27 protein-coding genes, 2 tRNA genes and 1 pseudogene are annotated in these 24826 nt (G+C 72.3%); 19 read left to right on the top strand and 11 right to left on the bottom strand.

The window, feature by feature from the left end; all coding sequences use genetic code 11:
* The first annotated feature begins 5 nt into the window (after nucleotides 1-5).
* The 5 genes from AC3WRM_RS05840 to AC3WRM_RS05820 all read left to right on the top strand — a co-directional run bounded on the left by AC3WRM_RS05840 (nucleotide 6) and on the right by AC3WRM_RS05820 (nucleotide 3958).
* Nucleotides 6-302: a DUF1905 domain-containing protein gene (locus AC3WRM_RS05840; protein ID WP_492248807.1), complete on the top strand. Its 297-nt coding sequence runs from the start codon at nucleotides 6-8 to the stop codon at nucleotides 300-302.
* 9 nt (nucleotides 303-311) lie between these two features.
* Nucleotides 312-665 (top strand): hypothetical protein, encoded by a 354-nt coding sequence (locus tag AC3WRM_RS05835; RefSeq protein WP_492248806.1) that lies wholly within the window; start codon nucleotides 312-314, stop codon nucleotides 663-665.
* Nucleotides 666-847: 182 nt separating this feature from the next.
* A complete protein-coding gene (locus AC3WRM_RS05830; RefSeq protein WP_492248805.1) occupies nucleotides 848-1219 on the top strand; it encodes a hypothetical protein in 372 nt (123 codons plus the stop codon).
* 49 nt (nucleotides 1220-1268) lie between these two features.
* Nucleotides 1269-3563, top strand: a complete 2295-nt coding sequence (gene purL / locus AC3WRM_RS05825) for a phosphoribosylformylglycinamidine synthase subunit PurL (protein ID WP_492248804.1) — start codon at nucleotides 1269-1271, stop codon at nucleotides 3561-3563.
* Nucleotides 3564-3568: 5 nt separating this feature from the next.
* Nucleotides 3569-3958: a sterol carrier family protein gene (locus tag AC3WRM_RS05820; RefSeq protein ID WP_492248803.1), complete on the top strand. Its 390-nt coding sequence runs from the start codon at nucleotides 3569-3571 to the stop codon at nucleotides 3956-3958.
* A gap of 153 nt (nucleotides 3959-4111) precedes the next feature.
* Here AC3WRM_RS05820 and AC3WRM_RS05815 read toward each other — a convergent pair whose 3' ends face one another.
* From AC3WRM_RS05815 to AC3WRM_RS05805, 3 genes are all read right to left on the bottom strand, one after another.
* The gene (locus AC3WRM_RS05815; protein WP_492248910.1) at nucleotides 4112-5665 is read right to left on the bottom strand and encodes a long-chain-fatty-acid--CoA ligase; all 1554 of its coding nucleotides are present in this window, start codon (nucleotides 5663-5665) and stop codon (nucleotides 4112-4114) included.
* An 82-nt stretch (nucleotides 5666-5747) separates the two neighbouring features.
* A complete protein-coding gene (locus AC3WRM_RS05810; protein ID WP_492248802.1) occupies nucleotides 5748-6200 on the bottom strand; it encodes an SRPBCC family protein in 453 nt (150 codons plus the stop codon).
* 53 nt (nucleotides 6201-6253) lie between these two features.
* The gene (locus AC3WRM_RS05805) at nucleotides 6254-6937 is read right to left on the bottom strand and encodes a ZIP family metal transporter (RefSeq protein ID WP_492248801.1); all 684 of its coding nucleotides are present in this window, start codon (nucleotides 6935-6937) and stop codon (nucleotides 6254-6256) included.
* A gap of 908 nt (nucleotides 6938-7845) precedes the next feature.
* Here AC3WRM_RS05805 and purF point away from each other — a divergent pair.
* The 3 genes from purF to AC3WRM_RS05790 all read left to right on the top strand — a co-directional run bounded on the left by purF (nucleotide 7846) and on the right by AC3WRM_RS05790 (nucleotide 10676).
* Nucleotides 7846-9339: an amidophosphoribosyltransferase gene (purF, locus tag AC3WRM_RS05800; RefSeq protein ID WP_492248665.1), complete on the top strand. Its 1494-nt coding sequence runs from the start codon at nucleotides 7846-7848 to the stop codon at nucleotides 9337-9339.
* Entirely contained in the window at nucleotides 9336-10409 is a 1074-nt protein-coding gene (gene purM, locus AC3WRM_RS05795) for a phosphoribosylformylglycinamidine cyclo-ligase (RefSeq protein WP_492248666.1), read from the top strand. The genes purF and purM overlap by 4 nt, the downstream gene beginning before the upstream one ends.
* A 90-nt stretch (nucleotides 10410-10499) precedes the next feature.
* A complete protein-coding gene (locus tag AC3WRM_RS05790; protein ID WP_083516201.1) occupies nucleotides 10500-10676 on the top strand; it encodes a DUF3073 family protein in 177 nt (58 codons plus the stop codon).
* Between the two features lie 211 nt (nucleotides 10677-10887).
* On the opposite strand, the gene AC3WRM_RS05785 is transcribed toward AC3WRM_RS05790, so the two are convergent.
* From AC3WRM_RS05785 to AC3WRM_RS05775, 3 genes are all read right to left on the bottom strand, one after another.
* Nucleotides 10888-11964 (bottom strand): Glu/Leu/Phe/Val dehydrogenase dimerization domain-containing protein, encoded by a 1077-nt coding sequence (locus AC3WRM_RS05785; protein WP_492248667.1) that lies wholly within the window; start codon nucleotides 11962-11964, stop codon nucleotides 10888-10890.
* 146 nt (nucleotides 11965-12110) lie between these two features.
* Nucleotides 12111-12929: an SDR family NAD(P)-dependent oxidoreductase gene (locus AC3WRM_RS05780; RefSeq protein ID WP_492248668.1), complete on the bottom strand. Its 819-nt coding sequence runs from the start codon at nucleotides 12927-12929 to the stop codon at nucleotides 12111-12113.
* Nucleotides 12926-13555 (bottom strand): TetR/AcrR family transcriptional regulator, encoded by a 630-nt coding sequence (locus AC3WRM_RS05775; protein WP_492248669.1) that lies wholly within the window; start codon nucleotides 13553-13555, stop codon nucleotides 12926-12928. Before AC3WRM_RS05775 ends, AC3WRM_RS05780 begins: the two co-directional genes overlap by 4 nt.
* A 236-nt stretch (nucleotides 13556-13791) precedes the next feature.
* Here AC3WRM_RS05775 and AC3WRM_RS05770 point away from each other — a divergent pair.
* Nucleotides 13792-14298, top strand: a pseudogene (locus AC3WRM_RS05770) (sterol desaturase family protein); the annotation flags it as partial.
* Between the two features lie 231 nt (nucleotides 14299-14529).
* On the opposite strand, the gene AC3WRM_RS05765 reads toward AC3WRM_RS05770, so the two are convergent.
* Nucleotides 14530-15303 carry an SDR family oxidoreductase gene (locus tag AC3WRM_RS05765; RefSeq protein WP_492248670.1) on the bottom strand — a complete coding sequence of 258 codons (774 nt, stop codon included), beginning with the start codon at nucleotides 15301-15303 and terminating at the stop codon, nucleotides 14530-14532.
* Between the two features lie 60 nt (nucleotides 15304-15363).
* Here AC3WRM_RS05765 and AC3WRM_RS05760 point away from each other — a divergent pair, with 60 nt between their 5' ends.
* Nucleotides 15364-16134, top strand: a complete 771-nt coding sequence (locus tag AC3WRM_RS05760; protein WP_492248671.1) for an SGNH/GDSL hydrolase family protein — start codon at nucleotides 15364-15366, stop codon at nucleotides 16132-16134.
* Between the two features lie 102 nt (nucleotides 16135-16236).
* On the opposite strand, the gene AC3WRM_RS05755 is transcribed toward AC3WRM_RS05760, so the two are convergent.
* The 3 genes from AC3WRM_RS05755 to AC3WRM_RS05745 form a co-directional block, all read right to left on the bottom strand.
* Nucleotides 16237-16309: transfer RNA gene (locus AC3WRM_RS05755), tRNA-Phe, on the bottom strand.
* A 105-nt stretch (nucleotides 16310-16414) separates the two neighbouring features.
* On the bottom strand, nucleotides 16415-17026 hold the full coding sequence (locus tag AC3WRM_RS05750) for a malonic semialdehyde reductase (RefSeq protein ID WP_492248672.1): 612 nt from the start codon (nucleotides 17024-17026) through the stop codon (nucleotides 16415-16417).
* 385 nt (nucleotides 17027-17411) lie between these two features.
* A tRNA-Asp gene (locus AC3WRM_RS05745) sits at nucleotides 17412-17485 on the bottom strand.
* A gap of 188 nt (nucleotides 17486-17673) precedes the next feature.
* On the opposite strand from AC3WRM_RS05745, the gene AC3WRM_RS05740 reads away from it, so the two are divergent.
* From AC3WRM_RS05740 to AC3WRM_RS05710, 7 genes are all read left to right on the top strand, one after another.
* The gene (locus AC3WRM_RS05740; RefSeq protein WP_492248673.1) at nucleotides 17674-18219 is read left to right on the top strand and encodes a cysteine dioxygenase; all 546 of its coding nucleotides are present in this window, start codon (nucleotides 17674-17676) and stop codon (nucleotides 18217-18219) included.
* Nucleotides 18216-18674: a rhodanese-like domain-containing protein gene (locus AC3WRM_RS05735; protein ID WP_492248674.1), complete on the top strand. Its 459-nt coding sequence runs from the start codon at nucleotides 18216-18218 to the stop codon at nucleotides 18672-18674. The genes AC3WRM_RS05740 and AC3WRM_RS05735 overlap by 4 nt, the downstream gene beginning before the upstream one ends.
* The gene (locus AC3WRM_RS05730) at nucleotides 18671-19483 is read left to right on the top strand and encodes an ABC transporter ATP-binding protein (RefSeq protein ID WP_492248675.1); all 813 of its coding nucleotides are present in this window, start codon (nucleotides 18671-18673) and stop codon (nucleotides 19481-19483) included. The genes AC3WRM_RS05735 and AC3WRM_RS05730 overlap by 4 nt, the downstream gene beginning before the upstream one ends.
* A gap of 3 nt (nucleotides 19484-19486) precedes the next feature.
* A complete protein-coding gene (locus AC3WRM_RS05725) occupies nucleotides 19487-20206 on the top strand; it encodes an ABC transporter permease (RefSeq protein ID WP_492248676.1) in 720 nt (239 codons plus the stop codon).
* The gene (locus AC3WRM_RS05720; RefSeq protein WP_492248677.1) at nucleotides 20203-20931 is read left to right on the top strand and encodes an ABC transporter permease; all 729 of its coding nucleotides are present in this window, start codon (nucleotides 20203-20205) and stop codon (nucleotides 20929-20931) included. Before AC3WRM_RS05725 ends, AC3WRM_RS05720 begins: the two co-directional genes overlap by 4 nt.
* A gap of 7 nt (nucleotides 20932-20938) precedes the next feature.
* Nucleotides 20939-21850, top strand: a complete 912-nt coding sequence (locus AC3WRM_RS05715) for an ABC transporter substrate-binding protein (RefSeq protein ID WP_492248678.1) — start codon at nucleotides 20939-20941, stop codon at nucleotides 21848-21850.
* A gap of 110 nt (nucleotides 21851-21960) precedes the next feature.
* Entirely contained in the window at nucleotides 21961-22773 is an 813-nt protein-coding gene (locus AC3WRM_RS05710; RefSeq protein WP_492248679.1) for an alpha/beta fold hydrolase, read from the top strand.
* Between the two features lie 31 nt (nucleotides 22774-22804).
* Here the strand turns inward: AC3WRM_RS05710 and gluQRS are convergent, their stop codons facing one another.
* A complete protein-coding gene (gene gluQRS / locus AC3WRM_RS05705) occupies nucleotides 22805-23665 on the bottom strand; it encodes a tRNA glutamyl-Q(34) synthetase GluQRS (protein ID WP_492248680.1) in 861 nt (286 codons plus the stop codon).
* A 16-nt stretch (nucleotides 23666-23681) separates the two neighbouring features.
* On the opposite strand from gluQRS, the gene AC3WRM_RS05700 reads away from it, so the two are divergent.
* Together AC3WRM_RS05700 and AC3WRM_RS05695 are read left to right on the top strand one after the other, a co-directional pair.
* Complete coding sequence (locus AC3WRM_RS05700; RefSeq protein WP_492248681.1) at nucleotides 23682-23885, top strand: hypothetical protein; 204 nt, start codon at nucleotides 23682-23684, stop codon at nucleotides 23883-23885.
* A 186-nt stretch (nucleotides 23886-24071) separates the two neighbouring features.
* Nucleotides 24072-24821: an IclR family transcriptional regulator gene (locus AC3WRM_RS05695; protein WP_492248682.1), complete on the top strand. Its 750-nt coding sequence runs from the start codon at nucleotides 24072-24074 to the stop codon at nucleotides 24819-24821.
* Nucleotides 24822-24826 lie beyond the last annotated feature (5 nt).

Raw genomic sequence — 24826 nt, 5'->3', positions numbered from 1 at the left:
AGCGGGTGGACGACGCGACCTGGACCTTCGACGCCGAGCTCTGGCGCGACGGTGCCTGGCACTTCGTGACCGTGCCCGACGACGTCTCCGACGAGGTCGAGGAGCGCTTCGGCCCGACGGCGGCCGGCTTCGGCTCCGTGCGGGTCGAGGTGAGGGTCGGTGCGACGACGTGGCGCACGTCGGTGTTCCCGTCGGCACAGCAGCGCGCCTACGTGCTGCCGGTCAAGAAGCCGGTGCGGGCCGCCGAGGGCCTGGACGACGGTGGCAGCGCGTCCTTCACGCTGCGGGTGCTCGCGCACTAGGGTGACGCCGTGGATCCCCGCGACGTCCGACGCTCGGCGGCGTGGGCCGCGTGCGCCGGCATCGCCGGCGCCGGCACGCTGATGCTCGTGCTGGCGGCGCAGCTGCTGCTCATGAGCACGACGCCCGTCGGCGGCGGCCTCGACCTCCCGGCGTCGGCCGCGGACGCGATCTCGTCGTCCGTCCGTCAGAAGGGTCTGCTGCTGGCGGTGGTGAGTGTCGTGCTGGTCGTGGGCGGGGGCCTCGGTGCGCGCCGGCTCAAGCCGGACGGACCCTTCCGCGCCTGGTGGGGCCTCGCCGCGGTCGTGGTGGGTCTGCTGGGCGCGGTCGTCCTGCCACGTCTGGTCCTCGCACTGCCCGGCTGATCCGTCCCGGCCGCCGGGGCGCGTGTCTCCGCCTGGAGTCTCTCTGCCCTGCCTCGGGTGACGCAGGATCCTGCGTCCCCCGCAGCGGGCCCGGTCCCTCACCCACCGCCCGCGGGTGGTCGGGCGGCGCGAGGTCCTGGGACGGGTCCACCGGGCCGACGCGACGGTCTAGTCTCGTGCGCGTGGACGGGACCGACGTGGGGCGCAGCCTCGGCTGGGGCGTGGCGCTCGGGGGTGCCCTGGGCACGACGTTGACGCTCCTGTTCTCGGTGGCCGCCCGCTACCTCCTCGGCACGGACACGCTCGTCCTGCCCGGAGGGGCCCCGGAGGTCTCGATCACCGGGAGCGACCTCGGGCGCTACGTCCTCGTCACCGCCATCGCCAGCGGGGTGGTGCTCGTCGGCTGCCTCGCCGCCCTGTGGGTGCTGCGACCACGCAGCCTGCGCGGCTCCGCGATCGCCCTCGTCGTGGTAGGCGTGCTGATCGGTTTCGCGGCCCTGCCGTGGCTCGTCAACACGGCCGCGGCGCTCGCCCTCGGCGACGTCACGGCCTGACGCGCCGACAGTCCACCGGCACGGACACGCCCGCCGATAGGATTCTCAGGTGACCGACGCCCCGCTGCCCGACAGCCCGCGCCAGCTCGACACCGTCGCCCACGCGAAGGAGACGCCCGAGCGCGAGCTCCCGTGGGCCGAGCTGGGGCTCAAGCCCGACGAGTACGAGCGGATCGTCGAGATCCTCGGCCGTCGCCCCACCGGCGCGGAGCTCGCCATGTACTCGGTCATGTGGAGCGAGCACTGCTCCTACAAGTCCTCCAAGGTGCACCTCAAGAAGTTCGGCGAGCTGCCGCAGGAGACGCCGCTCGGCAAGACGCTCGCCGGCATCGGCGAGAACGCCGGCGTCATCGACATCGGCCAGGGCTACGCCGTGACCTTCAAGGTCGAGTCGCACAACCACCCGTCCTACGTGGAGCCCTACCAGGGCGCCGCCACCGGCGTCGGCGGCATCGTCCGCGACATCCTCGCCATGGGCGCCCGCCCGGTCGCCGTCATGGACCCGCTGCGCTTCGGCCCCCTCGACGCCCCCGACACCTCCCGCGTGCTGCCGGGCATCGTGGCCGGCGTCGGCGGCTACGGCAACTGCATCGGCCTGCCGAACATCGGCGGCGAGGTCGTCTTCGACGACACCTACCTCGGCAACCCGCTCGTCAACGCGCTGTGCGTGGGCGTCCTGCGCCACGAGGACCTCCACCTCGCGTTCGCGTCCGGCGTCGGCAACAAGGTGGTCCTCTACGGCGCCCGCACCGGCGGCGACGGCATCGGCGGCGTGTCGGTGCTCGCCTCTGAGACGTTCGACGCCGATGGCCCCGCCAAGCGGCCCAGCGTCCAGGTCGGCGACCCGTTCATGGAGAAGCTGCTCATCGAGTGCACGCTCGAGCTGTTCGCGGCCAAGGTCGTCAACGGCATCCAGGACCTCGGCGGTGCCGGCCTGTCGTGCGCCACGAGCGAGCTGGCCAGTGCCGGCGACGGCGGCATGCACGTCGAGCTCGACACGGTGCCGCTGCGCGACCCGTCGCTCTCGCCCGAGGAGATCCTCATGAGCGAGAGCCAGGAGCGCATGATGGCGGTCGTCGAGCCCGAGCACCTCGACGCGTTCATGGCCATCTGCGAGAAGTGGGACGTCGAGGCCGTCGTGGTCGGCGAGGTCACCGACGGCGACCACCTGGTCATCGACTGGCACGGCGAGACCATCGTCGACGTGCCGCCGCGGTCCGTCGCGCACGACGGACCCACCTACGAGCGCCCCTACGCGCGCCCGGAGTGGCAGGACGCGCTGCAGGCCGACACGGCCGAGCAGCTGCCGCGGCCCGGCACCGGCGAGGAGCTCGGCCGTCAGGTCGTTCAGGTGGTCACGAGCCCGAACCTCGCCGACAAGTCGTGGGTCACCGACCAGTACGACCGCTACGTGCAGGGCAACACGGTGCTCGCGCAGCCCGAGGACGCCGGCATGGTCCGCGTCGACGAGACCACCCACCTGGGCGTGGCCGTCTCGACCGACTGCAACGGCCGCTTCGCCAAGCTCGACCCGTACGCGGGGGCGCAGCTCGCGCTCGCCGAGTCGTTCCGCAACGTCGCCGTGTCGGGTGCGCTGCCGCTGGCCGTCACCGACTGCCTCAACTTCGGCTCGCCGGAGGACCCGGCGGTCATGTGGCAGTTCGAGCAGGCGACCCACGGCCTGAAGGACGCCTGCGCCGAGCTCGGCATCCCCGTCACCGGCGGCAACGTCAGCTTCTACAACCAGACCGGCGAGACCGCGATCCTCCCGACGCCCGTGGTCGGCGTGCTGGGCGTCATCGAGGACGTCCGCCAGCGCGTGCGCCAGGGGTTCACCCGCGACGGCGACCACCTGCTCGTGCTCGGCGACACCCGCGAGGAGCTCTCGGGCGGCGCGTGGGCGCACACCGTGCACGGACACCTCGGCGGCCTGCCGCCTGCGGTCGATCTCGCCGCGGAGCAGGCCCTGGCCGCCGTGGTGCGAGAGGCCGGGCGTCTCGGCCTGCTCACGTCGGCGCACGACCTGTCCGACGGTGGCCTGGCCATGGCCCTCGCCGAGGGATCCTTCGCGCACGGTGTAGGCGTGCAGCTGCAGCTCGACGACGACCCGTTCGTCCAGCTGTTCAGCGAGTCCGCCGCGCGCGCCCTCCTGGCCGTGCCCGAGCACCACCACGACGAGGTCGTCCAGATCGCGGAGGAGCACGGCGTCACGCTCACCTCGGTGGGTCGCACGGGCGGGTGCTCCTTCGAGGTGGCCGGCCAGTTCACCATCGACGTCGACGACCTGCGCGACGCCTGGCGTCGGACGCTGCCCGCGGCGCTCGGCCCGATCCTGGAGGCCTGAGGCCGGTGGCGCGGCCCACGGTGGGGCTGACGCCCGAGGTGGTCGACGGCCTGCTCGCCCGGCTCGACGACGGCGACGCCTCGCGCGAGGTGCTCAAGCCTCTCGTGAAGCACTACCTCGGCGAGCTGGCGCGCAGGGCGCCGGGACGCAGCGTCGAGGTGCGCGTGCCGCCGTACGCGGCCGTGCAGTGCATCGAGGGCTCCACCCACACGCGAGGCACGCCCCCGGCCGTCGTCGAGATGGACGCGGCCACCTGGATCGCGCTCGCGCGGGGCCAGGTCGCGTGGGCGGAGGCCGCCGCCGACCGGACGCGTGTCCGGGCGTCCGGGCAGCGGTCCGACCTGTCGCCGCACCTCCCTCTCGACGCTCCCGCGGCGGCCGACCGGGACGTCTGACGCCGACGTCCCGGCCGCCCCGACCGGGGCGTTGCGAACTTTCCCGACCGCGCGAGAACCTGTTCATTCTGTGTATGCTGTGGACCACAACGGTCCCGGCCCACACCCCTGGAGGGTCGGGGCCGTTGCTGCGTCCGGGGGCACGACCGGAGGTCAGACCTGGCGGCCGTCCTGCGGCCAGTAGCCCTTGCGCAGGTCGCGCTTGAGGATCTTGCCCGAGGGGTTGCGCGGCAGGGCCTCGACGACGTCCACGGACCGCGGCGCCTTGTAGTGGGCGAGTCGCTCGCGGGCGTAGTCGATGAGCTCCTGCGGGTCCACGTGGTGCTCGGGACGGAAGGCCACCACCGCCTTGACCGACTCGCCCCAGTGGTCGTCCGGGACACCGATCACCGCGGTCTCCAGCACCGCCGGGTGCTCGGCGAGGACCCGCTCCACCTCGGGGGAGTACACGTTCTCGCCGCCGGTGATGATCATGTCCTTCACACGGTCCTCGATGAACACGAACCCGCCGTCGTCGACACGACCGATGTCGCCGGAGCGCAGCCAGCCGCCGTCCTGGAGGAGCTCGGCGGTGGCGTCGGGGCGACCGAGGTACCCGACCGTGTTCTGCTCGGTGCGCCACCAGAGCTCACCGGGCCGGCCGGGCTCGACGTCGCGCAGGGTGGCGACGTCGACCACGCGCAGCTCCACGCCCGGGATCGGCCGGCCCGCCGAGACGAGCCGCTCGGGGTGCGCCTCGTCGCGGTGCGCGGCGTCGTCGAGGATCGTCACGACGCCGCCCATCTCCGTCATGCCGTAGACCTGCATGAACTGCGTGGTGGGCCAGTGCTCGAGCGCGCCGCGCAGGACTGGCAGCGGCATCGGCGCGGCGCCGTAGGAGAACACCTTGAGCCTGCTGAAGAGCTGCATCGCCTGCGGGCCGGCCTGCAGCAGACCCGCCACGACGGCCGGCACGAGGAACGCATGGGTCACGCCTGCCGCCATCGCGCCGGCGAGGAGTGCCGGGTCGACCTCGCGGATGATGTACCCGTGCGTGCCGGTGGCCGGACCGAACTGGGCGTAGGACGAGCCGCCCACGTGGAACATCGGCATGGCGACCAGCATGGTGTCGCCGGGGCCGTACTCCACGTCTCCCGTCGCGTTCCGGGTGTGCTCCACCATGTTGTGCTGCGTCAGCATGACGCCCTTGGGTCGGCCCGTGGTGCCCGAGCTGTACATGACCAGGCAGACGTCCGAGGGCTCCACGCCCGGCTGCCGGTCGACCGGCTCGGCCGATGCGAGGAAGGCGTCGAGCTCGTCGTGGTCGCCGCCCACCACGACGACCCGCTCCACCCCCACGAGTCGGTCGCGGATGAGGTCGATCGTGGGGGCCAGCTCGTGCCCGACGAAGAGGATGCGCGCACCGGCGTCGTTGATGACGTAGTCGAGCTCGTCGCCGGCGAGTCGCCAGTTGACGATCGCGTTGGCCGACCCGAGCAGGCACGACGCCTGCGTCGCCGTGAGGATCGCCGGGTTGTTCTTGTCGAGGAAGGCGATCCGGTCGCCGCGTGTGATGCCCTCGGACTGCAGGGCGCCCGCGAACCGACGGACGTCGTCCCAGGCCTCCTCCCACGTCCACGTGCGGTCGAGGTAGGTCCAGCACGGACCGTCGGGCTCGTGCTCCGCGCGGTACTGGTGGAAGTCGGACAGGTACGTGGCGTCGGGCATCTCGGGCACGGGCGCTCCTCTGTGGCGTAGGTCACGCCAGCCTAGAGGGCGCCCGGTCACCCGGGGAAGAGCCGAACGCCGGTCAGGCCTGCTCGACCGCCTCGGCGAGGCGCTCGAGCGTCCGCTCCATGTTGCGCTTGGTGGTCCGCGGCAGGTTGCCGCGGCGCAGGAAGATCCTCTGCCGGTCGCGGCTGATGTCCCAGGTCTCGCGGACGATCGTGCTGGTGCCCTGGTCGACGAGCTCGTAGCGCCAGGTGCGTCCGCCGATGATCCCGAACAGGCCGGTGGTGCGCCAGGCGATGCGGCGGTTCGGCTCGAACTCCACCACCTCGTTCCGGGTCGTGTAGGGCAGGCCCATCTTCATCGACATGCCGAACGTCGAGCCCATCGAGAGCGGCTCGCTCACGGCCTTGGTGCCCTGCACGGCACCCGATCCGTCGATCAACTGGTGCCGTCCCGCGTCGGCGAGGATCGCGAAGATCCGATCGGCGGGCGCGGCGACGAGCCGCTCGGCGGTGACCTGGTCGGACGTCATGCGTCCATCGTGGCCGAGGTGCCCGGGCGTCGCACGACGAGAGGCGCGGCAGGTCAGCCGAGCACGAACGCGAGCCAGAACCCGAGCGCGGTGGACAGCCCGATCCACCAGCCGCCGTCGCGGTAGGCCTCGGGCAGCAGCGTGTCGGCGAGGACGGCCAGGGTCGCACCGCCGGCGACGGCCTGGGCGACGGCGATCGCCGCAGGGGAGACGACGTCGCCGCCGGCGTGCGCGGCGACCGTGACGAGGGTCAGCAGGACGCCGACGCCGGCCCACAGCAGCAGTCCGCGTCGCGGACCGAGCGCAGGGTCCTCGCGCAGGGAGGCGGCGCTGGCGATCGCCTCAGGGGTGTTGCCGACGGCGATCGCGACCAGCAGCGCGAGCCCGCCCTCCTGCAGGGACACCCCGAGCGCGGTGTTCTCCGGCACCCCGTCGAGGAACGCACCCAGCAGCAGCCCGAGCCCGACCGCCGACGTGCCGAGCCGGGTGTCGAGCAGGTGGCTGAGCACGACGTACGTCGCCGCGCCACCGATCAGCCCGAGCCCCGCGAGCCCCGCCCCCACCTCCGTGAACGCCGGCCCGAAGAGCTCCTCCGACGCCGCCGCGATCATCGTTCCCGCCCCGAACGCCATCAGCGCCGCGAGCACCGGCTTCGGGATCCGCCACCGCAGCCCCACGGCCGCGCCCCCCACGAGCGGCACGGCCGTCGCGGCACCGTAGAGAGCAGCGGTGAGCACCTCCCCACGCTAGGCCCGTCGGCGCGGCGGCGCCTGTCGGCGAGTCTTGCCGCTGCGCCGCCTGCGGTGGTCTCGTCCTGCTGGTGCGTCGCCGGCGGACGCCTGTGCTCGGTGCTGCGCTGGCTGCGGTGGTCGCGGTCTTGCTGGTGCGCTGCCGCAGGAGGTCTGCGCTTGCTGGTGCGCTGCCTCGGCTGGCGCTGGGGGTGGTCTCCGAAAGGGCCTCGACCGGCAGCGGGTCTGGGGTGGCTTCGGGTCTCGGGGTCCGGTCTGGGCTCGTGGGCGACGCAGGATTCTTCCTTTGCGCGTTCTCGGCGCAAGATTCTGCGTTCTCGTGTTCGGGCGGTGGATCTGCCACCTTCTGGGGGCTGTTCAGGTGGCAGATCCACCGCCGGTGGGGGCGAGCGCGGAAGGATTCTTCCTTCTCGTGGACCGTTCCACGAGAAGGGAGAATCGTTCGTCTCCCCAACGCAAAGGGCGCCCAAGATTCTGCCTTCGCGTGAACGAGGGCGAAGACTTCTGCGTTTGCTACGGGATCCCGTAGCAAACGCAGCACCCTTGGCCATTCCGCACACGAACGCAGCATCTTGCGTCCATCCACAGCGCGAGCCGCAGCCCGAGACCCGAAGCCGGCTCCCGCCCAGCTGCCCGGTCGAGGCCCTTTCGGAGACCAGACACAGCGAAGGCCGAGGCAGCGCACCAGCACGACGAGACCCCCTGCGGCAGCGCACCAGCAAGCACGGACCCCCGCAGGCCGCGCAGCAGCAAGCCGAGACCGACCTCAGGCAGCGCAGCAGCAGGACCAGACCCCCGCAGCCAGCGCACCCGCAGGACGCACCCCCCGCCCACGTCACGCCCACGTCATGCCCAGGGCGGTCCCGGGGGCGGGATCGGGCCCCTACACTGGTGCAGTGGCACGCGGAGACGGTCGGCTGACGCACGACATCGATCCTCAGGACGTCGGACCCCAGGACGCCTGTGGCGTGTTCGGGGTGTGGGCTCCCGGTGAGGAGGTCGCGAAGCTCAGCTACTTCGGTCTCTACGCCCTGCAGCACCGGGGCCAGGAGTCGGCGGGCATCGCGGTGAGCAACGGCAAGCAGATCCTCGTCTACAAGGACATGGGGCTGGTGTCCCAGGTCTTCGACGAGTCGACGCTGGAGTCGCTGGTCGGCTCGGTCGCGATCGGTCACTCGCGCTACAGCACCACGGGCGCGAGCGTGTGGCAGAACGCGCAGCCGACGTTCCGGCCCACCGCGCAGGGCTCCGTCGCGCTCGCGCACAACGGCAACCTGACGAACACCGCCGACCTCGTCACGATGCTGCAGGAGCGGACGGCCGAGAACGGGCCTGGACGGCGCGGCAAGGGCGAGACCGCCACCACCGACACGTCGGTCATGGCGAGCCTGCTGGCCGCCTACCCCGACCGGTCGGTCGAGGAGGCCGCGATCGAGGTGCTCCCGAAGCTGCGCGGCGCCTTCTCGCTCGTCTTCATGGACGAGCACACCCTCTACGCCGCGCGCGACCCGCAGGGCATCCGCCCGCTCGTGCTCGGCCGCCTGGAGCGAGGGTGGGTCGTCGCCAGCGAGACCGCCGCGCTCGACATCGTCGGCGCCTCCTTCATCCGCGAGATCGAGCCCGGCGAGTTCATCGCCATCGACGAGAACGGGCTGCGCACCGAGCGGTTCTCGCCCGCGGAGCCCAAGGGCTGCATCTTCGAGTACGTCTACCTCGCCCGGCCCGACACCACGATCTCCGACCAGCGCGTCTTCACGGTGCGGGCGGAGATCGGCCGACGTCTGGCGCGCGAGCACCCGGTCGACGCCGACCTGGTCATCCCCGTGCCGGAGTCGGGCACGCCGGCCGCCATCGGCTACGCCGAGGAGAGCGGCATCCCGTTCGGCCACGGCCTGGTCAAGAACTCCTACGTGGGCCGCACGTTCATCCAGCCCTCGCAGACCATCCGCCAGCTCGGCATCCGGCTCAAGCTCAACCCGCTGCGCGACGTCATCGCCGGCAAGCGGCTCGTCGTCGTCGACGACTCGATCGTGCGCGGCAACACGCAGCGCGCGCTGGTGCGGATGCTGCGCGAGTCGGGTGCGGCGGAGGTGCACGTGCGCATCTCGAGCCCCCCGGTCAAGTGGCCGTGCTTCTACGGCATCGACTTCGCGTCGCGTGCCGAGCTCATCGCCAACGGCATCAGCGTGGAGGAGATCTGCCGCTCGATCGACGCCGACTCCCTCGCCTACGTCGAGCTCGACGAGCTCGTCGAGGCCACGAACGTGCCCAAGGAGAAGCTCTGCCGCGCCTGCTTCGACGGCATCTACCCGGTCCCGCTGCCGGAGGACGACCTGATCGGCAAGCACCTGCTCGAGACCGACGCGAAGCCCCTGAAGGTGATCCAGTGACCAGCACGCAGCAGCCGAGCGCGTACGCCGCCTCCGGCGTGTCCATCGAGGCCGGCGACCGTGCCGTCGAGCTGATGAAGGAGTGGGTCGACAAGGCTCGTCGTCCCGAGGTCGTCGGCGGCATCGGCGGCTTCGCCGGCCTGTTCGACGCCTCGGCGCTCAAGGACTACCGCCGCCCCCTGCTCGCCACGTCGGCCGACGGCGTGGGCACCAAGGTGCAGATCGCGCAGCGCATGGACGTGCACGACACGATCGGCTACGACCTGGTGGGGATGCTCGTCGACGACCTGGTGGTCTGCGGCGCGGAGCCGTTGTTCATGACCGACTACATCGCCTGCGGCAAGGTCGTCCCCGAACGGATCGCGGCGGTCGTCAAGGGCATCGCCCAGGCGTGCGTCGAGGCCGGTACCGCGCTGCTGGGCGGCGAGACCGCCGAGCACCCCGGGCTGCTGCACCCCGACGAGTACGACGTGGCCGGCTCCACGACGGGTGTCGTCGAGGCCGACGCGCTGATCGGCGCCGAGCTCGTCCGCCCCGGCGATGTCGTCGTGGCCATGGCCTCCTCGGGGCTGCACTCCAACGGCTACTCCCTCGCGCGTCACGTGTTCTTCGGCCAGGCGCAGTGGTCGCTCGACCGTCACGTGCCCGAGCTCGGCGCCACGCTCGGCGAGGCGCTGCTCACGCCCACCCGCCTCTACACGCTGCCCAGCCTCGACCTCGTCCGTCGCACCCGCACGCACGCGATGTCCCACGTCACCGGTGGCGGACTGGCGGCCAACCTCGAGCGCGTCGTCCCCGACACCGTGTCCGTCCGGGTCGACCGCAGCACGTGGACGCGGCCTGCGGTCTTCGACCTGGTGTCCGACCTCGGCCAGGTCTCCCAGCGCGACCTCGAGGAGGCGCTGAACATCGGCGTCGGCATGGTGGCCCTCGTCGATCCCGACGACGCCGACGCGGCCGTGCGCCTGCTCGGCGAGCACGGGGTGCAGGCCTGGGTCGCGGGCGAGGTGGCCGACGCGGGCGTGCACGGTGCCGGCGGGTCGGTCACGCTGGACGGTCGACACGCCTGACTCGTGGCCCCGCTGCCAGCGCGTTGGAGATTGTTCGGTAGGGTAGGCACCACGACATACTGACGATTTCTCTGCGAGGGGGTCGGACCCATGGGGCGCGGCCGTGCAAAGGCAAAGCAGACCAAGGTCGCACGCGACCTGAAGTACCGGACCTTCGATCCGGACTTCGACGATCTGCAACAGGAACTCCACCAGGACTCGGGCGACCCGATCCCGGACCAGTACGCCGATCTCGCGAGGAAGTACGGGGACGAAGCGGCCAGCTGAGGCCCTTCCCCGGTCGTCCGTCAGGGCGGCTGTTCGCGTGCGTCCGCACCCGTGCGGACGTGGTCGACGTGACCGCGCGCCGTCGGACGTCCTGACGTCGGTCCGCTCGTGGTCGATGACGTGACGAGCCGGTCCGGGCCTCGGTCCGGACCGGCTCGCACGTGAGCGGAGGCTTTCGCACGCCCTTCTGACGGCAGGAGCTCGTGAGGGCTCAGCGTGGCAGGTGGATGCGACCGAGGCCGCCGACCTCGCGCATGCGCTGCTCGGCCTGGCGGTCGGCCGCCTCCGCCGTGGTGACGTGGTCGCTCGCGGCCCGCTCCAGCACGGCGAGTGTCGTGTCGAAGATGCCGGTGGCGCGCGCCTTGGCCCGCTCGAAGCTGAACCCCTGCGGGTCGAGCTCGTCGGCCACCTGGATCACCCCACCGGCGTTGACGCAGTAGTCGGGCGCGTAGGTGATGCCGCGCTCGGCGAGCAGCTTCGCGGTGCCCTCGTGCGCGAGCTGGTTGTTCGCGCCACCGCAGACGACCCGGGCGCTCAGCACGTCGACGACGTCGTCGGTCAGCGCGCGACCGAGCGCGCAGGGGGCGTAGACGTCGAGCTGCTCCCGCACGAGCTCGTCGGTGGACCCGACGACGCGCACCTGCGGGAAGCGTGCGGTCAGCCGCCCGAGGGCCTCGGCGTCGACGTCGGTGACGACCACCTGGGCGTCCTCCTCGACGAGGTGCTCGACGAGGTGCTTGCCGACCTTGCCCACCCCTGCGACGCCGACCGTGCGGCCGGCGAGGGAGGCGTCGCCCCACACGCGCTGGGCGCTGGCCCGCATGCCCTGGTAGACCCCGAACGCGGTCAGGACCGAGGAGTCGCCGGCGCCGCCGTGCTCGACGGTGCGACCGGTCACGTACGACGTCTCGCGCGCGATGACGTCCATGTCTGGGCTGAACGTGCCGACGTCGCAGGCCGTGAAGTAGCGGCCGTTCAGCGACTCGACCATGCGCCCGTAGGCCCGCAGGAGCGCCTCGGTCTTCTGGGTGCGGGGGTCGCCGATGATCACGGCCTTGCCGCCGCCGAGGTCGAGCCCCGCGAGCGCGTTCTTGTACGCCATGCCCTGGCTGAGGGCCAGGACGTCGGCGAGGGCGTCCGCCTCGCTCGCGTACGGGTGGAACCGCGTGCCGCCGAGACCGGGGCCGAGGGCCGTGGAGTGCAGGCCGATGATGGCGCGCAGTCCGGTCGCCTGGTCGTGGCAGAAGACGACCTGTTCGTGCGGGTGGCTGAAGACGGGGTCGGGCATGGCTGCTCCTTGCAGAGGGCGTCGGTACGGGTGGCCGGCGCGCGGATGGTCGACCTCGGGGGTGGTGAGGTCTGCCGAGGATGCTACTCCCGCGGCCCGGCTGCGCGCAGGGTCCCGTGCGGTCCGACGACGGCTGATGGCGCGGATCAATCCTCGCGGGTGCGTCGCGCGAGTCGGCGGTCCATGCGGCGGATGCCCGGCGTGACGACCTTGGTGAGCACCCCCGGGAGCACGGACATGCCGGCCTCGGTCACCGCCCCGCCGACGCTGGTGACCCGGGTGGGCCGGTGCACGGCCGCCCGGACGAGCCAGCCGCCGGCCTTCTCGGCGGTCATCATCGGCATCGCCGCGTAGATCGAGGTCGCGCCGGACATCGGCGTCCGCACCATCGGGAAGTGCACCACCGTGGTGGTGACGCCGTCGTGGCCGTGCTCGGCGAGCAGGGACCGGGCGAACGACTCGAGCGCCGCCTTGCTGCCGAGGTACGCCGAGAAGAGCGGGATCGGCAGCTGTGTCGACATCGTCGAGGAGAACACGACATGACCCCGGGAGCCGTCGACCCGCTCCTGGTCGAGGAGGCGGGGCAGCAGCGCGAGGGTCAGCCGCACGGCCGCGAGGTAGTTGACCGCCATCGTCCGCTCGTAGTCGTGCACACGGTCGACGGAGTCGCGGATCGGGCGCCGGATGGAGCGGGCGGCGTTGTTGACGAGCACGTCGATCCGGGGGTGCTCGGCCAGCAGGACGTCGACGACGGAGCGGACCTCGGCGTCGTCGGTGAGGTCGACCGGGTGCACGTGGGCCGTGCCGCCGGCCTCGCGGACGCGCTCGGCGACGACGGCGAGCTCGTCGGCGCGGCGGGCGAGGAGGCAGACCGTCCAGCCGCGGCGCCCCAGCTGCACCGCGGCCTCCGCGCCGATGCCGCTGGACGACCCGGTGAGGACCGCGACACCCGGTCGCGTCGTCATCGGGGCGTACCGGCGGCGGCGTCGGTGAACAGCGCGGCGACGAGCCGCGTGACCCGCTCGACCATGTCGGCCGCGCTCTGCTCGGGGTGGGCGACCCACCAGTCCATGAGCGAGTCGACGATGCCGAGCCACGTGGCCGTCATGGCGGAGACGTCGAGGGCGTCCTGGACCCCGGCGAGAGCGAGCAGCTCGCTCACCCCCTCGTGCGCGAGGGCGTGGATGCGTTCGGTGTGGGCCGCGACGACGCTCGCGACCTCCGGCGACGTCGGCGCACTGCGGTCGTGGAGCAGGCGCCACACGTGACGCTGGTCCTCCAGGACGGCGAACATCCCCTCGAGGGTCCGCACACCTCGCTCGAGACCGACGACGTCACCGCGTGCCACGCGCTCGATCTCGTCGCCGAGCAGCTCGCCAGCCCGGTCGAGGCAGGCGGCGTAGAGCCCCTCCTTCGACCCGAAGTAGGCGTAGACGAGCGGTTTGGAGATACCCGCGGCGCGTGCGACGTCGGCGACGTTGGTGCCCGCGAAGCCGTGGGTGCCGAAGGCGACCGAGGCGACGTCGAGGATCTGGCGCTCGCGCTCGGCGCGGGGGACCCCCTTGGTGCCGGCGTTGGGTCGAGCGGCCATGACGCGGACTCTATCCGGGTCTGGCGCTCCGGTATGAACCGGTGGTAACTTACCCGCAAGTCATATGCCTGGGAGGCTCCGTGGAGGACCTGCTCGACCCGCTCAAGAACCCGGTCACCTATGCCGCACCGTTCTTCGTGCTCGCGATCCTCGTGGAGCTGGCGGCACTGCGCTGGCTCGACCACGACGACAACGCGACCGGCTACGCCCTGAAGGACGCCCGCACCTCGATCTCGATGGGTGTGCTGTCGCTGGTGTTCCTCACGGCGTTCAAGGTGCTGACGTTCTTCGGGTTCGTCGCCGTGTACGCCTACGTGGCGCCGTTCCACCTCCCGACGGACACCTGGTGGTACTGGGTGCTCGTCGTCCTCGGCGTCGACCTCGGGTACTACTGGCACCACCGGTTCAGCCACCGGGTGCGCCTCGCCTGGGCGGGACACCAGGCCCACCACTCCAGCGAGTTCATGAACTTCGGGACCGCGCTGCGCCAGAAGTGGAACCCGTGGTTCGAGTTCTTCTTCTGGCTGCCCCTGCCGCTGCTCGGGTTCGCGCCCTGGACCCTGTACGTCGCCTTCGGCCTCAACCTCGTCTACCAGTTCTTCGTCCACACCGAGCTGGTCGGGAGGCTGCCGCGACCCGTCGAGTACGTCATGAACACCCCGTCGCACCACCGCGTGCACCACGGCAGCGACCCCGAGTACCTCGACCGGAACTACGGCGGCATCCTCATCGTCTGGGACCGCCTGTTCGGGTCGTTCGCGCAGGAGCGGCACCGTCCCCGGTACGGGCTGACGAAGCAGGTCGACACCTACAACCTGCTCCGTCTGCAGTACGGCGACTACGTCGAGATCGTCCGCGACATCCGGTCCACGCCGCGGCTGCGCGACAAGCTGGGCTACCTGTTCGGCCCGCCCGGGTGGACGCCCGCCGACCGTGCCGCGCCGACCGACACGGTGCTGCCGCGCCGGTGGGGGTCAGAGGGTGCGCGAGAGCCCGCCGTCGACGGGGAGCATGACGCCGGTCAGGTAGCCCGACGCGGGGGACAGGAGGAACGCGGCGGCCCGGCCGAACTCCTCGGGCCGGCCGTAGCGACGCAGGGGGATGCCGGCGGCGGCGCGCTCGCGTGACCCGTCCGGATCGCCCGACAGGGCGTCCAGCTCGCGTACGCGCTCGGTGTCGACCCGTCCGGGCAGCAGCGCGTTGACCCGCACGTCGCGGGGCCCGAGCTCGTCGGCGAGGTCCTTGGCCGCCATCGCGAGCCCGGGTCGCAGGCCGTTGGAGATGCCGAGGCCCGTGACGGGCGCCTTGGCCGACGTCGAGAGCACCAGCGCGATCGACCCGCCCTGACCTGGCTCGATCGCCTCGGCTACGGTCGTGGCCACCCGCAGGCCGCCGAGGAAGACGCTCTCGAACGCGCCGCGCCACTCGTCGTCGCTGCGGCCGAGGACGGTGCCCGGGGGCGGGCCGCCGACGCTGACGAGGGCGCCGTGCACCGCACCGAACCGCTCCTGCGCGAGCGCCACGAGCGCGGCGGGGGTGGCGGCGTCGGCGTTGTCGGCGGCGAGGCCCGCGACCCCGCCGGGTCCGAGGTCGCCGAGCTCCGCGACGGCAGCGTCGACCGACTCCTGCGAGCGCGACGACAGCACGACGTTCGCGCCCTCCGCGACGAGCACCTCCGCGCTCGCGCGGCCCAGGCCGCGGGAGCCTCCGGTGACGACGTACGTCCTGCCTGTCAGTCCGAGGTCCATGTCGCCAGCCTACGGGGACCAGGCCGCGGTCCGCCGGGAGCGGGCTCCTAGCCTGGAGCGATGACCTACCGCACCTACGTCGCACTCGGGGACTCGTTCACGGAGGGCGTCGGCGACCACGACCCGGCGCTCCCGAACGGGGTGCGGGGCTGGGCCGACCGGGTCGCCGAGGTGCTCGCCGCGCAAGCCGACGCGGCCGGTGCGTCGTTCAGGTACGCCAACCTGGCGATCCGCGGTCGCAAGCTCGGCGCGGTGCTCGACGAGCAGCTCGAGCCGGCGCTCGCAGCGCGACCGGACCTCGTCAGCCTCTACGCCGGCGGCAACGACATCATGCGGCCGAAGGTCGACGTCGACGCGCTCGTGGCGCGCTACGACGACGCGGTCGGCGCGCTCGCCGGCACCGGTGCGACGGTCGTGCTCTTCACCGCGTTCGACCCGGCAGGCTTCCCGATCTTCGCGGCCGGACGCGGCCGGTTCGCGATCTACAACGAGCTCGTCCGCGAGGTGGCCGAACGGCACGGCACGCGCCTCGTCGACTTCTGGCGCATGCGCGAGTACCGCGACCCGCGGATGTGGGACGTCGACCGCCTGCACATGTCGTCGGCGGGCCACCAGCGCATGGCGATGACCGTCCTGGACGCGCTCGGCGTCGCGCACGACCTCGAGCCGGTCGCGCTCGGCGAGACCGTCGTGCGCACCCCGCGCGAGACGCGTGCCGAGAACCTGGCCTGGGCCCGCGCCCACGCGGCGCCGTGGGTCAAGCGCCGGCTCACCGGCACGTCGTCGGGCGACGCGCTGTCCCCGCGCTACCCGCTGACCGACCAGCCCTGAACAGCGGCACGTCAGTCCCCACGTCTGCGGCACGCCGTCGCCCTCGTCCCGCGCAGAGACCGTCGATGTGGTGCCGAGGCGGGGAGGGTCGGGCTTGAGAGGTGGTCAGGAGCGGGGTCGAACCGCTGACCTTCCGCTTTTCAGGCGGACGCTCTACCAACTGAGCTACCTGACCGTCGCCCGTCGTCGTACCGGGCGACGATCACCTTATCGCACGCCGTCCGGCCGGCGTGCAGGCGGTGACCGTCGCCCGGTGACGAGGGGTCCAGCGGCGAGCGGCTCAGACGACCGTGACGGCGTCGTCGAAGGAGATGCGCGGCAGGCGCTCGGCCCACGCGTCGGGCCCGGGGTGGCCGATGTTGATGACGTACTCGGAGCGCCACGAGGTGCCCGCCAGGAACTCGGCGTCGACGCCGGCGCGGTCGAACCCGGCCATCGGGCCGGCGGCGAGACCGGCCGCGCGGATGGCGAGGATGAGGTAGCCCGTCTGGAGCGCGGTGTTCAGGCGTGCGTTGTCGACGCGCAGCTCGGCGTTGTCGTCGAACATCTTGCGCACGCCGGGAGCGTGGGGGAAGTGGTCCTCGAGGCGCTCCTGGAACGCCTCGTCGGCCGCGACGATGACGACGGCGGGCGCAGAGGCGGTCTTCGCCTTGTTGCTGCCGCCCATGTGCTGGACGAGGCGCTCGCGGGCCTCGGGGCTCTGGACGACGACGAGGCGCAGCGGCTGGTTGTTCATCGCCGTCGGGCCGAAGCGGAACAGGTCGTGGATCGCGCGGATGTCGTCGACCGTGACCGGCTCGTCGGTGAACGTGTTGGCGGTGCGCGCCTCACGGAACAGGGTGTCGAGGGCCGCGTCGTCGAGGACGTACGGCGCCGTGCTCGTGGAAGTCATGGAACGTTCAACGAAGGTGCCGGACGGGAGCATTCCCGCTGTGACCCACCAGACACCTCCAGGCGAGTGCCAGGCCGTCTCCCCCACCCCAAGGGTTCTCCCCCACGCAGCGCTGGGTGGGGGAGTCACCGTTTGGGTGGGGCCCCACCCCAAGGGCAGGGGAGCGGTGGGTGCAGCACGAGGAAGGGCCCACGCCTGGCGGCATGGGCCCTTCCTCGTGCTTCTCTGCGACCCCGACGGGACTCGATCCCCCAAGCACTCCGCTGGCGCTCCGTGCAGGGGGTGCCCCCACCGCGACCGCGGGTCCTCGCCCCGTCGGAGCCGCGCCGAAGCACGACGAAGGGGCCCACGCCTGGCGGCATGGGCCCTTCCTCGTGCTTCTCTGCGACCCCGACGGGACTCGAACCCGCGACCTCCGCCGTGACAGGGCGGCGCGCTAACCAACTGCGCCACGGGGCCTTGCAGTGCGGCTCAACCGCGGACGCAACTGTATCCCATGCCCGCGGTCGCCCACACCAGGGCCCCCTGCAGAAGACTCCGGCCCGCGCCGGGGCGACGTGGACCTAGCACGACTCGGGCGGGCGGAGCGCCGCTCCCGCATTCTGGGACGTCGCCCGCGCGAGCGCGGGGAACGGTTCGATCGGACCATGAGCCCACGACGTCGCCGCCACGCCCTGCCCCTCGCGCAGCTCGTGGAGCGGGCGACGTGCGTGGCCGAGCAGGTGCGCGCCGAGCTCCACTCCGTGCACGCCGACCCCGACGAGCGCTGGCACGTGCGCCTGCACCACGACGCCGACGTCGACGTCTGGCTCATCTCCTGGACCGAGGAGCAGGGCACCCAGCTGCACGGGCACGGCGGGTCGAGCGGTGCGTTCACGGTCGTCGCCGGCGAGCTCGACGAGCTCGTGTGGGACCCCGGCGTCCGCGACCTGGAGGAGAGCACCCGTACCCGCGGCGACGTGGTCGCGTTCGGCCCCGGCTACGTGCACGACGTGCGCAACACGCGGGAGGCCACGGCGGTGAGCGTCCACGTGTACTCGCCCCCGCTCGAGCGGATGGACTTCTTCGACGTCGAGCAGGGTCCGGACGGCGCCGACCGCCTGGTGCGCCTGGCCCACGTGTGGAGCGACGACCCCGAGATCGCCGCCCCCGAGGGCGTCCGCAGCCCGGCGGCAGGACGGGTCGCGTCGTGAGCGCGCTGCCTGCCGAGCCGCCCCGGCGTCGCGCCCGGTTCGCCTCGGTCGACGCACTGCTCGCCGACGCCCGACGTCAGCTCGTGCGCGTCACGCCGCACCAGGCCGCGCACCGGGTGCGCGCCGGCGCCGCGCTCGTCGACATCCGCCCGCAGTGGCAGCGCGAGGCCGACGGCGTGGTGCCAGGCGCGCTCCACGTCGACCGCAACCACCTGGAGTGGCGCCTGCACCCCGAGTCGGGCGCGAGCCTCCCGCAGGCGGCGTGGGACGCCGAGTGGATCGTCCTGTGCACCGAGGGCTACACGTCCTCGCTCGCCGCCGCCGCGCTGCGTTCGCTCGGGCTCGATGCCACCGACGTCGTCGGGGGCATCCACGCCTGGCGTGCGGCAGGACTCCCGGTCTCGCCCCTTCCGATTGCCGATGTCAGTGGGGGCGGGGAGACTGTCGTCCCATGATCGAGTACCGGTCCGTCGGGAAGACGTTCCCGGACGGGACCCAGGCCGTCGCCTCCTTCGACCTCACCATCCCCTCGCGCACCACCACCGTCTTCGTCGGCTCCTCCGGCTGCGGCAAGACCACGCTGCTGCGGATGGTCAACCGCATGGTCGACCCCAGCGCGGGGCAGGTGCTCATCGACGACGTCGACGTGGCCACCCAGGACCCCGTCGCGCTGCGGCGCAGCATCGGCTACGTCATGCAGCACGCCGGCCTCCTGCCCCACCGCAAGGTGGTCGACAACGTCGCCACCGTGCTCCGGCTCAACGGCACCGGCAAGGGCGCCGCGCGTGAGCGTGCCCTGGAGGTGCTGAGCACGGTCGGGCTCGACGAGTCGCAGTCGCGCAAGTACCCCGGCCAGCTGTCGGGCGGGCAGCAGCAGCGCGTGGGCGTGGCACGCGGCCTCGCGGCCGACCCCAACATCCTCCTCATGGACGAGCCGTTCGGCGCCGTCGACCCGATCGTCCGGCTCGAGCTGCAGGCCGAGCTGCGCCGGCTCCAGACCCAGCTCGACAAGACGATCGTGTTCGTCACCCACGACATCGACGAGGCGTTCGCGCTCGGCGACCAGGTCGTCATCCTCAAGAAGGGCGGCGAGGTGGCCCAGGTCGGCGCGCCCGCCGACATCCTCGCCCAGCCGGCGGACGACTTCGTCGCCAGCTTCGTCGGCCTCGACAAGGGCGGCCGTTCGTTGCACGTGGAGGAGCGCGAGGGCCGCAAGGTCGTCGTCGACGCGTCCGGGCGCCCCGCCGGCGTGCTGGAGGGCTGACCCGTGGAGTGGGCGTGGCGCAACCGCGACCAGGTGCTCGAGCTGTTCTGGCAGCACACCTGGCTGAGCGTCGTGCCCCTCGTCGTCGGCTTCCTCCTCGCCGTGCCGATCGGCTGGTACGCCAGCCGTCATCCCCGCCTGCGCGGCACCCTGCTGGGGGTCGGCAGCGTCCTGTACACGATCCCGTCGCTCGCGCTGTTCGTCACGCTGCCCGGCATCATCGGCACCGGTTTCCTCGACCCGCTCAACGTGGTCGTGGCGCTCAGCATCTACGCGGTCGCGATCATGGTCCGCACCGCCGCCGACGCGTTCGAGTCGGTCTCGCCCGCCGTGCTCGACTCCGCGACCGCCACCGGCTACTCCTCGCGCCAGCGCGGGTTCGGGGTCGAGCTGCCGCTCGCGGGACCGGTGCTGCTGGCGGGCATCCGGGTGGTCAGTGTCTCCACCGTCAGCCTCGTGAGCGTCGGCGCCCTGATCGGCGTCTCCAGCCTCGGCTCGCTGTTCACCAACGGCTACCGGCGCGACTTCCTCACCGAGATCGTCGTCGGGCTCGTGGGCATCGTCGTCCTGGCGCTCGTCCTCGATGCGCTCCTGGTGCTCGCCGGGCGGGTGCTGATGCCGTGGGATCGCCACCGTGAGCGAGCCAAGGGTCCGTTCTGGCGCCGTTTCGCGGGCGGTCGCGTCGCCGAGAGCGGCACGATGGCACTCGGAGGCGACGCATGAGTGTCGTCTCCGACGCCGTCACGTGGCTCACCGACGGCGCGCACTGGACCGGCGAGACCGGCATCCCGAACCGGGTCCTGGAGCACCTCGGCTACACCAGCCTCACGCTCGTCATGGCCGCGGCGGTCGCGGTGCCGCTCGGCCTCTACATCGGGCACACCGGACGCTTCCGCGGCCTGGCCATCGGCGTCACCGGCGCGCTGCGCGCCCTCCCCACGCTCGGGGTGCTGACGCTTCTCACGCTCCTGCTCGGCATCGGGCTCGAGGCGCCGATCCTGGCGCTCACCGTGCTGGCGGTGCCACCGCTGCTCGCCGGCGTGTACGCGGGCGTGGAGTCCGTGGACCCCCAGACCGTCGACGCCGCCCGCGCGCAGGGCATGACCGAGTGGCAGGTGCTCACGAGGGTCGAGGTGCCGCTGGGCCTGCCCCTCGTCGTCGGCGGCTTCCGTGCGGCCACGCTGCAGGTCGTCGCGACGGCGACGGTCGCGGCGTACGTGTCCCTGGGCGGCCTCGGCCGGTACATCTTCGACGGACAGGCCGTGCGCGACTACCCGCAGATGGTCGGCGGGTCGGTCGTCGTGGTCGTCCTCGCCCTGCTGCTCGACGGGGTGTTCGCCGTCGCGCAGGCCGCCGCCGGACGGCGTGCCCGCCCCGCCCGACCGGCCACCGATCCTTCCTCCAGCACCGATCCGACCCCCACCAGCCAGAGCACGACCACCCCCTAGGAGAGACATGTCCGTGCACAAGATCGGGCTCGGCGCCGCGCTCGCGGCGGCCGCCCTGACCCTCACCGCCTGCGGCGGCGACCCCACCGAGGCCGGCGGCTCCAGCTCCGACTCCGACACGATCGTCATCGGGTCCGCCGACTTCGGCGAGTCCGAGATCATCGCCGAGATCTACGCCCAGGCCCTCGAGGCCAAGGACGTCAAGGTCGAGAAGAAGCTGCGCATCGGCGCCCGGGAGGCGTACATCCCGGCGCTGGAGAACGGCGAGATCGACCTCATCCCCGAGTACACCGGCAACCTGCTGCTCTACTTCGACAAGAACGCCACGGCCACCGAGTCCGGTGCCGTCGACGACGCGCTCGAGGACGCGCTGCCGGACAAGCTAGAGACCTTCGAGCCGGCCGCCGCGGAGGACAAGGACTCCTACAACGTGACGTCCGAGCTGTCGGAGAAGGAGGGCATCACCTCCATCGGCGACCTCAAGAAGCTCGGCACCGTCAAGGTCGGCGGCAACCCCGAGTTCGAGACCCGCTCGTACGGCGTGCCCGGCCTGAAGAAGGTCTACGGCGTCGAGAAGGTCGACTTCACGGCGATCAGCGACTCCGGCGGCCCCGCCACGGTCAAGGCCCTCAAGGACGGCGACGTCGACGTCGCCAACATCTACTCCACGACCCCGTCGATCGCCGCCAACGACCTGGTGACGCTCGAGGACCCGGAGAACCTCATCGCGGCGCAGAACATCGTCCCGCTGATCAACGAGGCGAAGGCCAGCGACACGGTCGAGGACACCCTCGACGCCGTGTCGGAGCAGCTGACCACCGAGGACCTCATCGAGCTGAACGGCCGCGTCGACGGTGACGAAAAGGCCGACCCGGCCACCGTCGCCAAGGAGTGGCTGCAGGAGAAGAACCTCATCTGAGGTCGCCTTCCAGCACGCTGACGCCCCCTCCTGCTGCCCCCTGCGTGGCACCGGGAGGGGGCGTCGTCGCATCCGGGCACGTCGCACCGACCTGTGGCACCCTGTGACTCGTGCCACAGGCGAAGCTGCGCGGGATCTCGTTCCACCACACCGACACCGGGGAGCCCTGGCCCGGTGCGCCGACCCTCGTGATGGGCCACGGGCTGCTGTTCAGCGGGTGGATGTTCCACCCGCAGGTGGCGGCGCTGCGCGACCGGTACCGCTGCATCACCGTCGACTGGCGAGGGCAGGGTGACACGCCCGCGGCCGAGGACGGGACGGCCGACATGGACACCCTGACCGAGGACCTCGTGGCCCTGCTGGACCACCTCGGCCTCGGCGCCGTGCACTACGCCGGTCTGTCGATGGGCGGCTTCGTGGGCATGCGCCTGGCGGCGCGGCACCCCGAGCGGGTCCGCTCGCTCGTGCTCCTGGACACCAGCGCCGGTCCCGAGGACCCGGACAAGGTGGCGCAGTACCGGCTGCTGGCCCGGGTGTACCGCTGGCTGGGCATCGGGCCGGTGCGGGGCAAGGTCGAGCCGCTCATGTTCGGGCCGCACCTCCTCGCGTCGCCACGGCGCGCGGAGGTCGTCGAACCGTGGGTGGCGAAGCTCCGCACCGTCGACCGTCGCGGCATGCGTGCCGCCATCCTCGGGGTCACCGACCGGCTGCCCGTGGTCGACGAGCTGCCCCTGATCACCGCTCCCACGCTCGTCGTGGTCGGCGCCGACGACGTCGCGACCCCCGTCGCGAAGGCGGAGGCCATCGTCGCAGGCATCCCGGGCGCCCGGCTCGAGGTCGTCCCCGACGCGGGGCACTCGAGCACCGTCGAGCAGCCGGAGGCGGTCACGCGGCTGTTGGAGGCGTTCCTCGCCGAGCACTGACGGCCCGGTCCGTCCTGCTCGTCGAGCCCGCTCAGCCGAGGACGGTCCAGGGCCGGCGGGGCACCGTCCCGGCCGCGAAGGACCCCAGCAGGTCCGCGGGGGTGTCGCCGACGAGGCCCAGCGACTCGACGATCATCGACCACGCACGGTCGCGACCCAGGTCGCGCAGGGTCACGGCCCCGTCGCGCTTCGCGAGGCGACGGCCGTCGACGTTGACCGCCAGCGGCACGTGCGCGTAGGTGGGTGCGGGCAGGTCGAGCAGCGACGCGAGGTATGCCTGGCGCGCCGCGGAGGTGAGCAGGTCGTCGGCCCGCACCACCTGGTCGACGTCCTGCGCGGCGTCGTCGACGACGACCGCGAGGTTGTAGGCGGGTGTGCCGTCGTTGCGGCGCAGCACCACGTCGTCCACGACCCCCTCGACGTCGCCGTGCAGGACGTCGTGCACCGTCCACGAGGTCACCGCGGCACGCAGCCGCAGCGCGGCGGGTCGTGCGGTGGCCCGGGCCGCCCGCTGCGCGTCGGTCAGGTCGCGGCAGGTCCCCGGGTAGGCGCCGGGAGGCAGGTGGGGTGCGCTGGGCGCGTCCTGGACCTCGCGGCGGGTGCAGAAGCAGGGGTAGACGAGGTCGGCGTCGGCCAGCACCTCGACCGCCGCGTCGTACGCGGCGCGGCGCTCGCTCTGGCGGACCACCGGTCCGTCCCAGTCGAGGCCGATCTTCGCGAGGTCGTCGAGCTGTCGCTGCTCCGCGCCGGGACGGACACGGTCGAGGTCCTCCACGCGCAGCACGAAGGCTCGCCCGGTCGAGCGCGCGAACAGCCAGGCGAGCAGCGCGGTGCGGAGGTTACCGACGTGCAGGTCGCCGGACGGCGAGGGAGCGAAGCGTCCGGCGGGCATCTTCGGAGTATGTCGGATGGGTCTCGACGTAGCGGACGACCATCGTCACGAGGCGGTGCGCCCCGAGCAGGAAGATGGCGCCGACGAAGAGCGTCAGGATGAGGCTGAGGAAGGTGAGGAAGACGACGACCATGACGCCACTGTAGGTCGCGAACTACACCGTTCCAACTCTGATCTGCGCAGGTCAGACGGGATTCTCGGTGAATCGCCCAAGGTGTGACCAAGATCACTTCGAACGCGGGACGCAGCCTGCGGTGCGATGCGCTCGGGAGCGTCCTCGGCGTGCCCTGACCTGCCCGCGTCACCCCGGCGCGACCGGCTGCCGCGGGTCCGGGGAGCGGCGTCGACGCTCCCGTAGGATCGGCTCTCGTCGGGCAGCGCGCCCGAGACCCGAGGAGGCGTGGTGGTGGCGGAGTCGAACGCGTCGACGATGCGCTCGCTCGACCGCGCCATCGACGTGCTCGAGGTGCTCGAGGCCGCGCCCCAGGGCCTGCGGCTGAGCGAGATCGCCCGCCGCTCGGGTCTGCACGTGGCCACGGCCCAGCGGATCCTGGGTGCGCTCGAGACCCGCGGCCGGGTCGAGCGCGAGGACAACCGCTACCGCGCCGGGGTCGGCCTGCTCTTCGGGGCGCACGCCTTCCTGACCGGCAGTCCGCTGGTGCTGAACGCCCGTCCCGTGCTGCAGGACCTCGCCGCCGAGACCGGGCTCGCCTCGTCGGTCTTCGTGCGCACCGGCACCAGCCGCGCCGTCATCGCCCGCGTCGAGGGGTCCAACCCGCTGCGCTACGAGCTGCCCGTCGGGGAGCGGCTGCCGCTGCACCTGGGCGCGGGCAAGGTGCTCGCCGCCTACCTCCCGGAGTCGTTGCAGCAGCGGGTGGTCGACGAGGCGGTGCCGTTCGTCACCGCCAGCGGCGTCGAGATCGACCTCGCGGCGTGGCGCGAGGCGCTGGTGACGATCCGAGCACGCGGCTACGTGGTCTCCGAGGGGGAGCGCGTCATCGGCGCCCGCTCCGTTGCGGCCGCCGTGCGCCTGGGCGACGACGTCGTGGCCGCCCTCCAGGTGGCGGGTACGACGGAGACCTTCCCGGAGTCGCGGATCGAGGCGTGGTCGGCAGCCGTGCGCAACGCGGCGTCCGCTCTCAGCCGCCGGCTCTGACCCCG

Source organism: Aeromicrobium sp. EU05-FHT14F07 (assembly GCF_058790455.1).
Note: the sequence above shows the minus strand (reverse complement) of the source record. Positions and strands in the feature narration are given on the sequence as shown.

Excerpts from the sequence above, each read along its gene's own strand:
- AC3WRM_RS05815 (WP_492248910.1), bottom strand. The coding sequence starts at position 5,665 with ATGCCCGACGCCACGTACCTGTCCGACTTCCACCAGTACCGCGCGGAG.
- AC3WRM_RS05810 (WP_492248802.1), bottom strand. The coding sequence starts at position 6,200 with ATGACGTCCGACCAGGTCACCGCCGAGCGGCTCGTCGCCGCGCCCGCC.
- AC3WRM_RS05790 (WP_083516201.1), top strand. The coding sequence starts at position 10,500 with ATGGGGCGCGGCCGTGCAAAGGCAAAGCAGACCAAGGTCGCACGCGAC.
- AC3WRM_RS05785 (WP_492248667.1), bottom strand. The coding sequence starts at position 11,964 with ATGCCCGACCCCGTCTTCAGCCACCCGCACGAACAGGTCGTCTTCTGC.
- AC3WRM_RS05780 (WP_492248668.1), bottom strand. The coding sequence starts at position 12,929 with ATGACGACGCGACCGGGTGTCGCGGTCCTCACCGGGTCGTCCAGCGGC.
- AC3WRM_RS05775 (WP_492248669.1), bottom strand. The coding sequence starts at position 13,555 with ATGGCCGCTCGACCCAACGCCGGCACCAAGGGGGTCCCCCGCGCCGAG.
- AC3WRM_RS05765 (WP_492248670.1), bottom strand. The coding sequence starts at position 15,303 with ATGGACCTCGGACTGACAGGCAGGACGTACGTCGTCACCGGAGGCTCC.
- AC3WRM_RS05760 (WP_492248671.1), top strand. The coding sequence starts at position 15,364 with ATGACCTACCGCACCTACGTCGCACTCGGGGACTCGTTCACGGAGGGC.
- AC3WRM_RS05750 (WP_492248672.1), bottom strand. The coding sequence starts at position 17,026 with ATGACTTCCACGAGCACGGCGCCGTACGTCCTCGACGACGCGGCCCTC.
- AC3WRM_RS05740 (WP_492248673.1), top strand. The coding sequence starts at position 17,674 with ATGAGCCCACGACGTCGCCGCCACGCCCTGCCCCTCGCGCAGCTCGTG.
- AC3WRM_RS05730 (WP_492248675.1), top strand. The coding sequence starts at position 18,671 with ATGATCGAGTACCGGTCCGTCGGGAAGACGTTCCCGGACGGGACCCAG.
- AC3WRM_RS05720 (WP_492248677.1), top strand. The coding sequence starts at position 20,203 with ATGAGTGTCGTCTCCGACGCCGTCACGTGGCTCACCGACGGCGCGCAC.
- AC3WRM_RS05715 (WP_492248678.1), top strand. The coding sequence starts at position 20,939 with ATGTCCGTGCACAAGATCGGGCTCGGCGCCGCGCTCGCGGCGGCCGCC.
- gluQRS (WP_492248680.1), bottom strand. The coding sequence starts at position 23,665 with ATGCCCGCCGGACGCTTCGCTCCCTCGCCGTCCGGCGACCTGCACGTC.
- AC3WRM_RS05700 (WP_492248681.1), top strand. The coding sequence starts at position 23,682 with ATGGGTCTCGACGTAGCGGACGACCATCGTCACGAGGCGGTGCGCCCC.